Origin of the sequence: Bradyrhizobium cenepequi (genome assembly GCF_020329485.1) — a bacterium.
Lineage (GTDB): Bacteria > Pseudomonadota > Alphaproteobacteria > Rhizobiales > Xanthobacteraceae > Bradyrhizobium > Bradyrhizobium cenepequi.
On sequence record NZ_JAGKJI010000013.1, the window covers coordinates 145,984 to 156,252 of the forward strand.

At 64.0% G+C, this 10,269-nt stretch carries 9 protein-coding genes; 2 read left to right on the forward strand and 7 right to left on the reverse strand.

Annotated features, from left to right (window positions below; translation table 11 throughout):
- Position 1: 1 nt before the first annotated feature.
- The 4 genes from J6497_RS16765 to J6497_RS16780 are packed head-to-tail and all read right to left on the reverse strand — an operon-like array spanning position 2 to position 2,464.
- Positions 2–478, reverse strand: coding sequence for a DUF1178 family protein (locus J6497_RS16765; RefSeq protein ID WP_225705371.1), 477 nt, complete (start codon positions 476–478; stop codon positions 2–4).
- Positions 475–1,353, reverse strand: a complete 879-nt coding sequence (locus J6497_RS16770) for a carbon-nitrogen hydrolase family protein (RefSeq protein WP_225705372.1) — start codon at positions 1,351–1,353, stop codon at positions 475–477. Before J6497_RS16770 ends, J6497_RS16765 begins: the two co-directional genes overlap by 4 nt.
- Positions 1,353–1,625 carry a glutaredoxin 3 gene (gene grxC, locus J6497_RS16775; protein ID WP_225705373.1) on the reverse strand — a complete coding sequence of 91 codons (273 nt, stop codon included), beginning with the start codon at positions 1,623–1,625 and terminating at the stop codon, positions 1,353–1,355. Before grxC ends, J6497_RS16770 begins: the two co-directional genes overlap by 1 nt.
- A gap of 29 nt (positions 1,626–1,654) precedes the next feature.
- On the reverse strand, positions 1,655–2,464 hold the full coding sequence (locus J6497_RS16780; protein WP_225705374.1) for a ComF family protein: 810 nt from the start codon (positions 2,462–2,464) through the stop codon (positions 1,655–1,657).
- Positions 2,465–2,542: 78 nt separating this feature from the next.
- Here J6497_RS16780 and J6497_RS16785 point away from each other — a divergent pair, with 78 nt between their 5' ends.
- Positions 2,543–3,412: a methyltransferase domain-containing protein gene (locus tag J6497_RS16785; protein WP_225705375.1), complete on the forward strand. Its 870-nt coding sequence runs from the start codon at positions 2,543–2,545 to the stop codon at positions 3,410–3,412.
- Positions 3,413–3,539: 127 nt separating this feature from the next.
- Here the strand turns inward: J6497_RS16785 and J6497_RS16790 are convergent, their stop codons facing one another.
- The 3 genes from J6497_RS16790 to J6497_RS16800 form a co-directional block, all read right to left on the reverse strand.
- Positions 3,540–3,950 (reverse strand): (deoxy)nucleoside triphosphate pyrophosphohydrolase, encoded by a 411-nt coding sequence (locus J6497_RS16790; RefSeq protein ID WP_225705376.1) that lies wholly within the window; start codon positions 3,948–3,950, stop codon positions 3,540–3,542.
- 218 nt (positions 3,951–4,168) lie between these two features.
- Complete coding sequence (gene argJ, locus J6497_RS16795; protein WP_225705377.1) at positions 4,169–5,428, reverse strand: bifunctional glutamate N-acetyltransferase/amino-acid acetyltransferase ArgJ; 1,260 nt, start codon at positions 5,426–5,428, stop codon at positions 4,169–4,171.
- A gap of 211 nt (positions 5,429–5,639) precedes the next feature.
- Complete coding sequence (locus J6497_RS16800; RefSeq protein WP_225705378.1) at positions 5,640–6,575, reverse strand: peptidylprolyl isomerase; 936 nt, start codon at positions 6,573–6,575, stop codon at positions 5,640–5,642.
- 348 nt (positions 6,576–6,923) lie between these two features.
- Between J6497_RS16800 and secA the strand changes: the two genes are divergently transcribed.
- A complete protein-coding gene (secA, locus tag J6497_RS16805) occupies positions 6,924–9,761 on the forward strand; it encodes a preprotein translocase subunit SecA (RefSeq protein ID WP_225705379.1) in 2,838 nt (945 codons plus the stop codon).
- The last annotated feature ends 508 nt before the right edge of the window (positions 9,762–10,269 follow it).

Genomic DNA, 10,269 nt, shown 5'->3' on the forward strand with positions numbered 1-10,269 from the left:
TTCAGTTGCGGTCGTCCGGCAGCGCCGGCAGTGGCGAGATCTCGACGCCTTCCTCGACCAGCGAGCGCGCCTCCTCCGGCGAGGCCTCGCCGTAGATCGCGCGGTGTTCCTTGTCGCCGTAGTGCATGGCGCGGGCTTCATTGGGGAAGCGGTCGCCGACATTGTCGGCGTTCTTGACGATGTGGTCGCGCAATTCCTTCAGCTTGGCGCGCAATTCGCGCTCCTGCGCCATCATCAGCGGCGTGGCTTCGCTTGCTGTCGGCTCCGCAGCCGTAGCCGGCGCAGGCTCGGGAGCAGGTTTGTCCCGGCCCTTCCGGCCAACAATCTGCGGCGCCATAATCGCCTTCTCGACCTTCGCGGTGCCGCAGGTCGGGCAGGTCACGAGCTTGCGGCGGACCTGGGAATCATAAGCCGACGAACTCTGGAACCAGCTTTCGAAGGCATGGCCCTGTTCGCAGCGCAGGTTGTATCGGATCATGCCGAGCCCCGGACGAGGTGCAGATGCTCCGGACCCGCCTTGGGGTCGGCGACGGTGAAGCGCCGCCCATGCTGCAGCGAGGGGATCGCCCGGCGCGCGGTCACGACCTTGGCGGGATCGATCTTCGCCAGGAACACGCCCGGCTCGGCGCCGCCTTCGGCGAGGATTTCGCCCCAGGGGTCGATGATCAGCGAATGACCATAGGTCTCGCGCTTGTTCTCGTGCAGGCCTCCTTGCGCGGCGGCAAACACGAAGCAGCCGGTCTCGATGGCGCGGGCGCGCAGCAGAACGTGCCAATGCGCCTCCCCAGTCTTGCGAGTGAAGGCGGAGGGCACGGTGAGGAAGGAAGCGCCGCTTTCGGCAAGCGCGCGGTAGAGCGCCGGGAAGCGCACGTCATAGCAGATCGTCAATCCGATCCGGCCCCACGGCAGGTCGGAGATCACGGCGGTCTCGCCCGGCTGGTAATTGGCGGATTCTCGATAGCTCTCGCCGCCGGGCAGATCGATATCGAACATATGGATCTTGTCGTAGCTGGCGAGCAGATTGCCGTCGGGGCCGATCAGGAAGGAGCGGTTGACCGCCTTCTCCGGCGAGAAGCGCAGCGCCAGCGAGCCGATATGGAGATGGATCTTCAATTCCGCCGCAAGCGCGCGATAAGCCTTCAGCGACTTGTCGTCTTCTTCCGAAGCCAGATGCTCGAACAGCGCCTTGCGGTTCAATTGCATCATGTTGCTCACTTCGGGCGTGAGCACATAGTCCGCGCCTTGCGCCGCCGCCTCGCGCACCAGCTTGATGCCCTGCTCGAGGCTCGGCTCGGGCAGAAGCGAGGTACGCATCTGCACCATGGCGGCGGTGAAGGTGTTGTCGGCACTCATTAAGCCACGCCTTCGCTGGCTAGGAGATCATCGAGCTTGCCCTCGCGGTCGAGCGCATAGAGATCATCGCAGCCGCCGACATGGGTGTTGCCGATGAAGATCTGCGGAAAGGTCGAACCGGCGCCGGCCCGCTGGTACATCTCGTCGCGATAGGACGGATTGCTGGCAATGTTGAACTCGGTGAACGCCGCGTTCTTGCGGGTCAGAAGCGACTTGGCCGCGGTGCAGTAGCCGCAGCCCGGGCGCGTGTAGATTTCAATCGCAGCGGTCATGGAGCGCTCGGTTGTGAGATTGGTCCGGATTATATGGGAGCTTTGTGGCTATCGACAACCCGGGCGAACACCAGCACGTCGACCTGCGCGGCTTTGGCGCGCAACAGCGCCCGCGCGCAGGCGTCAACCGTCGCGCCGGAGGTCAGGACGTCATCGACCAGGATCACACGGCGGCCCTGGACTTCGGCGCCACTGTCCGGCGCCACCTTGAACGCGCCCTGGACATTGGTCGCCCGCTGCGCCCGCGACAATCCGACCTGCTGCTCGGTCGACCGCACCCGGCGCAGCGCATCGGAGGCGAGCGCAACGCCGCTCTGGCGCGAAATGACGCGGGCAAGCGCGCCGGATTGGTTGTAGCGGCGGCTCCAGCCGCGCCGCCAGTGCAGGGGAACCGGCACCAAAACATCGGCGTCGCACAGCAATTCCTTCCCCGCCCGCGCCATCCAGCGGCCGATTGCCGGCGCCAGATCGGTACGGTCCTGGTATTTCAATGCATGCACCAGCGTGCGCGCAACGTCGTCATAGCGCACCGCGGCCCGGGCGCGCTGGTAGGCCGGCGGATTGGCGATCGCTTCCATCGACAACAGCTGAGGCCCGGGATCGTAGACGAAGGGGATGCCGAGCCGCGGGCAGAAGGGTGGAGCAATGAACGACAATTTGGCCCAGCAGGCGGCACAGACGCCCTCGCCATCGACCGGCTCGCGGCACGAAACGCACAGCGTCGGCAGCGCAATGTCGAGCACGAGCCGTGCTGCATGCGTCCATGCTCCCTGCGCAACGCTCAACGCGCCGCGCAGATGGTTTGCGATGGAACGGGATGGTGATGCCTCGGCGCCCATGGAACGAGGCTAGCGTTGCGAAGGCGTCAGCTCAAGCACGGCGTTGCCAGAGGCGGGAGCAGGGCGTAACCAACCGGCATGGCCGCCAACCCGACCACACCCGTATTGTTCGATCGCGCTCTTTTGTCGGCGCGGCTGAAGCGCGCGCGGCGCGATGCGCCGGTCACGTTCCTGCTCGAGCGCGTCACTGAAGACATGGCGGAGCGATTGCAGGCGGTGATGCGGGAGTTTGCCGATGCCGCAGACATCTGGACGCCGGGCAACGCACTCCATGATCTCTTGCGCGGGCGATGCAAGTCGGTCCACGAAGTTGTGTTCGAGGCGTCGGAAGTCCTTACGCTGCAGCCGGGCTCGGTCGATCTTGCGGTCTCCGCGCTCGCCTTCCAGTTCGTCAATGATCTTCCCGGCGTGCTGGCGCAGATCCGTCGCGCGCTGAGGCCCGACGGGCTGCTGCTGGCGGCGATGATCGGCGGCGATACGCTGACCGAGCTCAGGCAATCCTTTGCCGCCGCCGAAGCCGAATGCGAGGGCGGCGTGTCGCCGCGCGTGGTGCCATTCGCCGATCTGCGTGATGTTGGCGCGCTGTTGCAGCGTGCCGGCTTCGCACTGCCGGTGACCGATGTCGATCGCATCGTGGTGCGCTACGACAATGCCTTTGCGCTGATGCAGGAATTGCGGCGCATGGGCGGAACCAACATCCTGGTCGAGCGGCGCCACACGCCGACCCGCCGCGCCACCCTTTTGCGGGTGGCGCAGATCTATGCCGAACGCTTCGCCGATCCTGACGGCCGCATCCGCGCCACCTTCGACGTGATCTGGCTCTCCGGGTGGGCCCCGCATGAAAGCCAGCCCAAGCCGCTGCGGCCGGGTTCGGCGAAAGCGAGTTTGGAAGAGGCGGTGAAGCGGATAGGTCACCCTCCCCTAAAAGGGGAGGGTCGACGCGAATGAAATGAGCGGCGGGGAGGGGTCAAGTCTCTCCACGAGTGACACTGCCGAGCGGAGAGATCTGACCCCTCCCCGGTTCGCATTCCGCTTCGCTGCATGCGGCCCTCCCCTTTCAGGGGAGGGTGAACGCTTACAACAACAGATCAATCAGATGCGGGATCAGCGGAATGTCCGCCGCCGGCATTTCATAGTCGCGCAGTTTGTTGACGCGGACCCAGGCGAGGTTCTGTCCCTCGCGTGCCGTCACCATGCCGTCCCAGCGGCGGCAGATATAAAGCGGCATCAGCAAGTGGAACGTCTCGTAGGGGTGGCTCGCAAAAGTCAGCGGCGCTAGGCAGGGCTCGGCGACGGTGATGCCGAGCTCTTCGTGCAACTCGCGGATCAGTGTCGCTTCCGGCCGTTCGCCTGCCTCGACCTTGCCGCCCGGGAATTCCCACAGCCCGGCCATCGGCTTGCCCGCCGGGCGCTGCGCCAGCAGCACGCGCTTGTCGGCGTCAATGAGTGCGCAGGCAACCACGAGGGTGAGTTTGATGTCGGTCATGCAGAACTGCAGGGCGAATTGGCGTTCCAGCTCTCTGTAGCTTTAACGGGCGAAAGCGAAAAGCGTAATCCGCCGCCCTGTGACGGCGCCTCCGCCGTCATTCCGGGGCGCGCGAAGCGCGAGCCCGGAATCCATCGGGCGTCAGGTATTGGTGGAGCAATGGATTCCGGGTTCGATGCTCTCGCATCGCCCCGGAATGACGGGGAGAAAGCGGCGCATCACGATCGATAATCGCCGTTGATCGCGACATATTCCTTGGTGAGATCGCAGGTCAGCACGCGGTCGCGGCCCTTGCCAAGGCCGAGATTGATCTTGATCTGGATCTTCGGCTCCTTCATCGCCTGCGACACTTCCGCCTCGTTGTAGGACGGATCGCGGGCGCCGCTTTTGGCGACGCGGATGCCGTTGAAGGCGATCGAGAGCTTGTCGCGATTGGCTGGCTCGCCAGCCTTGCCGACCGCCATCACCACACGGCCCCAATTGGCGTCCTCCCCCGCGATCGCGGTCTTCACCAGCGGCGAGTTCGCCACCGACATCGCGATTCTGCGTGCCGACGCCTTGGTGGTGGCGCCATCGACGATGATCTCGACCAGCTTTCGCGCGCCCTCGCCGTCACGCGCCACCTGTTCGGAAAGGTCTGCGAGCACGTCGCGAAACGCTTTGGCGAACGCTTTCAGGCGCGGGTCGCTGGCGCGGCTGATTTTCGGCGCGCCGCCAGCGGCAGCGGTGCCGGTCGCGAATGCCAGCAGCGTGTCCGATGTCGAGGTATCGCCGTCGATGGTGACGGCATTGAAGGTGTCCTCGACGCCGCTCTTCAAGAGCTGCTGCAGCGCAGCTGATGATAGCGGCGCGTCGGTGAAGATGAAGGAGAGCATCGTCGCCATGTCGGGCGCGATCATGCCGGCGCCCTTGGCCATGCCGTTGATCGTCACCTTGGCCTTGCCGAGCTTCACGGTCGCGGTCGCGACCTTCGGAAAGGTGTCCGTGGTCATGATCGCGTTCGCTGCGTCCATCCAGTCGCCGGGTGCAGCTTGCTCGGCCAGCGTCGCCAGCACGCCGTCGAACTTGGTCGCATCCAGCGGCTCGCCGATCACGCCGGTGGAGGCCAGAAACACCTCGTTGACGCTGCAGCCGACCGCCTTGGCGGCGATCTGCGCGGTCAGCGCGGTCGCCTGCTTGCCGGTCTTGCCGGTGAAGGCGTTGGCATTGCCGGAATTGACCACCAGCGCGCGGGCAAATCCTCCCTTAGAAGCTCCGCCTTTGCCGAGCTTGGCACGGCACCATTCCACCGGCGCCGACGGGCACTTGGACTTGGTGAAGACGCCGGCCACCGTGGTGCCCTTGTCCATCACCGCAAGCAGCACGTCTGTGCGCCCCTTGTAGCGGATGCCGGCCGCCGCCGTCGCAAGCCTGACGCCCGCGATCGCAGGCAAATCGGGAACATCGGTCGGGGCGAGGGGAGAAACGGCGGTGGGCATGGAGTGCTTCCGGCTTCGAGGAGGGAAGCGCTCTGTATCATTTCAATTGTCGGAGCGGGAGTGCGGCCGCGACACAGTCACGGTGTCGTCCCTTGCGAAAGCAGGCACCCATAACCACCGTCATCGATTGTTTAAGAAAGGACGTCGCAGCGATGCAAGCAACCAGCACCGCGGAGTATGGGTCCCGGCCCTCGCCGGGACGACCACCTGACTACTTCTTCGCCGGAGGCGCCATCTTGGAGTCGGACGGCTTGGTGGGGGCCGCCTCGGCCGGCTTGGAGTCGCTCTTGGCGGTCTCTTCCGGCTTGTCCATGCGCTCGATCTTGGCGGCCTCGCGCAGCTTGGCGACGTAGTCGGCCTGCGCCTTGCGGGTCACATAGGTCTCGATCTGGGTCTTCACCTGGTCGAACGGAGGCGCGGTGCGGTTGCGCTTCTCCTCGACCTTGATGATGTGCCAGCCAAACTGCGATTTCACGGGGTCGGAGATCTTGCCCGGCTCAAGCGAAAACGCGACGGCGGAGAATTCCGGCACCATCTGCTCCTTGGTAAAGAAGCCGAGATCGCCGCCATCGGAAGCGCCGGGATCCTTCGATTTCTTCTTGGCGAGCTCGGCGAAATCGGCGCCCTTCGCGAGCTCGGCCTTGATCGCCTTGGCCTCGTCCTCGGTCTCGACCAGGATATGGCGGGCATGCACCTCCTGCTCGCCGGTGATCTGCTTGGAGGCCTCGTCATAGACCTTCTTCATGGCATCGTCGGTGGTTGCAGCCTTGCCCTCGCTGGAGAGCAGGCTGTCCATCAGCAGCCGGTTGCGGGTGAAGGCGAGGCGCTTCTTGAACTCGTCTGTATTGTCGACCTTCTTGTCCTCGGCGGCCTTGGCGACGATCTTCATGTCGATCAGGAAGGCCAGCAGGTTGTCCTTCCGCGTCGCGGAGTCCATTTGCTGCAGGCTCGGCCCGAGTTCCTCTTCGGCAATCGCCACGTCGCTCTGCCGGATCTCCTGCCCGTTGACCTTGGCGAGCACCGGATTGGAATCCTCGGCGCGGACCGGCAGGCCGAAGGCGAGAACCGCAGCGATCGAGCCGGTCACGGCCAGGGATGCGAGCCCGATACGCAAGCCGGGTTTCATTTCCGCGAACGACGTCGTCATGCAAAATCCTTAACTTGTCTCGAACAGGGGACGTTCTTTTGAGCGGGGCGGACACTCGCCCAACCAAGCCCGCTTGGCAACGCGAAAAGTCTGACAAAATGATGAATTCCTTGACATCTTGCGAGCGTTGACAACCCCCGGGGCGGGCCATATCTGTGCCGGATCGTGTCAATGGCGATAGCACTCATTTTGCTTACGTTTTTGGCCGTGAACCTTGGATTGCTTGCTTCCCACTCAATTGGCGGATCGGGCCCGGGTTTGGGCCGTTGCCGGGGCGCGTCACGGTGAGTTGATAGATAATCGGCTGCACCACGCTCTGGTTGCAACGCAGAAGAACAGGAACTACGCATGATCGGCGCGCTCGCCCGCAAATTGTTCGGCTCCGCCAACGACCGGCGGGTGAAGGGGTACCAATCCCGCGTCAACGCCATCAACGCATTGGAGCCCGAGCTCGCAAAGCTTTCGGACGAAGCGCTGAAGGCCCGCACCGCCGAATTCCGCCAGGAGCTGGCTAACGGCAAGACGCTCGACGACATCCTGGTTCCAGCCTTCGCCACCGTCCGCGAGGCCGCCAAGCGCACCCTCGGCCAGCGCCACTTCGATGTGCAGCTGATCGGCGGCATCGTGCTGCACGAGGGCGACATCGCCGAGATGAAGACCGGCGAAGGCAAGACGCTGGTGGCGACGCTGGCGGTCTATCTCAACGCGCTCGCTGGCCGCGGCGTCCATGTCGTCACCGTCAACGATTACCTCGCCCGCCGTGACGCCGGCTGGATGGGCCAGATCTATTCCTTCCTCGGGATGACGACCGGTGTGATTGTCCACGGGCTCGACGACGCCGAGCGCAAGGCGGCCTATGGCTGCGACATCACCTACGGCACCAACAACGAATACGGCTTCGACTACCTCCGCGACAACATGAAGTATCGCCTGGAGGACATGGTCCAGCGTGGGCACTATTACGCCATCGTCGACGAGGTCGACTCGATCCTGATCGACGAGGCGCGGACGCCGCTCATCATCTCCGGCCCGCTCGACGACCGCTCGGACTTCTACAACACCATCGACACCTTCTTTCCCCAGCTCGACAAGTCCGACTACGAGGTCGACGAGAAGCAGCGTACGGTGACGCTGACTGAAGGCGGCATGGAAAAGCTCGAAGGGTTGTTGCGCGACGCCGGCCAGCTCAAGGGCGAGTCGCTCTACGACGTCGAGAACGTTTCGGTCGTCCATCACGTCAACCAGGCGCTGCGCGCACACACGCTGTTCACCCGCGACAAGGATTACATCGTCCGCGATGGCGAAGTCGTCATCATCGACGAGTTCACCGGACGCATGATGCCCGGCCGACGTTACTCGGAAGGCTTGCACCAGGCGCTGGAAGCGAAAGAACACGTTCAGGTCCAGCCGGAGAACCAGACGCTGGCCTCGATCACCTTCCAGAACTATTTCCGGATGTACGAGAAGCTGGCGGGCATGACCGGCACGGCCGCGACCGAGGCCGACGAACTGTTCGACATCTACAAGCTCGAAGTCCTGGAGATTCCGACCAACCTGCCGGTCGCGCGCCTCGATGAGGATGACGAGGTCTATCGCACGCAGACGGAGAAATACGCCGCGATCCTCTCCGAGATCGAACGCGCCAACAAGCGGCTGCAGCCAGTGCTGGTCGGCACCGCCTCGATCGAGAAGTCGGAGGTGCTGGCTGAGTACTTGCGCAAGCACGGCTACAAGCAGATCGACTTTGGCAATCACGGCGCGCTCGACAAGCTCTATGCCGCGGCCCGTGCCGGCAAGCCGGCCAAGCTGTTCGCGGTGCTGAACGCGCGCTTCCACGAGCAGGAAGCCTATATCGTCGCCGAAGCCGGCGTGCCCGGCGCGATCACGATCGCAACCAACATGGCCGGCCGCGGTACCGACATCAAGCTCGGCGGTTCGCTCGAGATGCGGATCCAGCAGGAGACGGCTACCATCACCGACGAAGCCGAGAAGGCGACGAAGATCGAGCAGATCAAGGCCGACATCGAGCGCTTCCGCGAAATCGTCTTGAAAGCCGAGGAGGTGGTCGAGGTCGAACCGGCGAAAGGCAGCAAGCCGGCGAAGACGGTGGCCAAGCCCGGCGGCCTCTACATCATCGGCTCCGAACGGCATGAATCCCGCCGCATCGACAATCAGCTCCGCGGCCGTTCCGGTCGCCAGGGCGACCCCGGCCGTTCGAAATTCTTCCTGTCTTTGGAAGACGATTTGATGCGCATCTTCGGGTCCGACCGGCTCGACAGCATGCTGACCCGGCTCGGCCTGAAAGAGGGTGAGGCGATCATCCATCCCTGGATCAACAAGGCGCTGGAGAAGGCTCAGCAGAAGGTCGAGGCGCGCAACTTCGATATCCGCAAGAACCTGCTCAAGTTCGACAACGTCCAGAACGACCAGCGCAAGGTGATCTTCGACCAGCGCGTCGAATTGATGAGGGACGAGAGTGTCGCCGAGACCGTCACCGATATGCGCCACGCCTTTATCGAGGACCTGGTGGCCAAGCATATCCCCGAGCATGCCTATGCCGAGCAGTGGGATACGGCGGGGCTGAAGGACGAGTTGACGCGCGTGCTCGATGTCGACCTGCCGGTCGACGAATGGGCCAAGGAAGAGGGCATCGCCGACGAGGAATTGCTGGCGCGGATCGAGAAGAACGTCGACGAGCGCATGGCGGCCAAGGTCGCGCAATGGGGTCCCGACGTGATGCGCTACGTCGAGAAGACGATCCTGTTGCAGACGCTCGACCATCTCTGGCGCGAGCACCTGATCATGCTCGACCATCTGCGCCAGGTGATCGGCCTGCGCGGCTATGGCCAGCGCGATCCGCTGCAGGAGTACAAGACCGAAGCCTTCAATCTCTTCCAGGAGATGAGCTCGCATCTGCGCGAGGCCGTCACCGCGCAATTGATGCGGGTCGAGATCATCCCGCCGGAGGAGGAGCGGCCGGTGCTGCCGGCGATGGAAGCGCACAAGTTCGATCCGAACACCGGCGAGGACGAGATGTCCTTCGCCAACGCCTCGCTGGTGCCGAAGACGGCCCCCTCCGACCGAGATCCCAACAATCCCGCCACCTGGGGCAAAGTCGGCCGCAACGAGGATTGCCCCTGCGGAAGCGGCAAGAAGTACAAGCACTGCCACGGCCGCTACGCGTGAGATGAACTGCCCGTAGCAGCGGGCGGCCTTTCGTTCTCCGAAATGACGGTCCTCATCCCGAGGAGCCGCGCAAGCGGCGGCTCGAGGGATGGGCCACGGGCCTCTCACTCTCCGTCATTCCGGGGCGCGCCTCTTGGCGCGAGCCCGGAATCCATCGGGCAACATACTCTGTGGTTAAATGGATTCCGGGCTCGATGCTTCGCATCGCCCCGGAATGACGGCGGAGAAAAATTCGTCCGCGATTCCAACGTGATTTGGGTCGTCCAGCCCTCGCGCGAAAAATAAATCGCTTAACCCGTCGGGCAAATCAGTGATTTAACTCCGCGCGTCTCACCCGAATGAGGGGCGGCTCGCGATCGTCACGAACGTTGCGGTGAGATGCGGTGGACGCGGGTGTTGCGACTGACGAGCGTGACTATCCGTGGACGGCGAAGTCGTGTGGTTCTGGCGCCCCGACGCTGGCGCTAAGTTTTTTGCGCGAACAAGTTTGCGCGAGAGGCGACGGTGG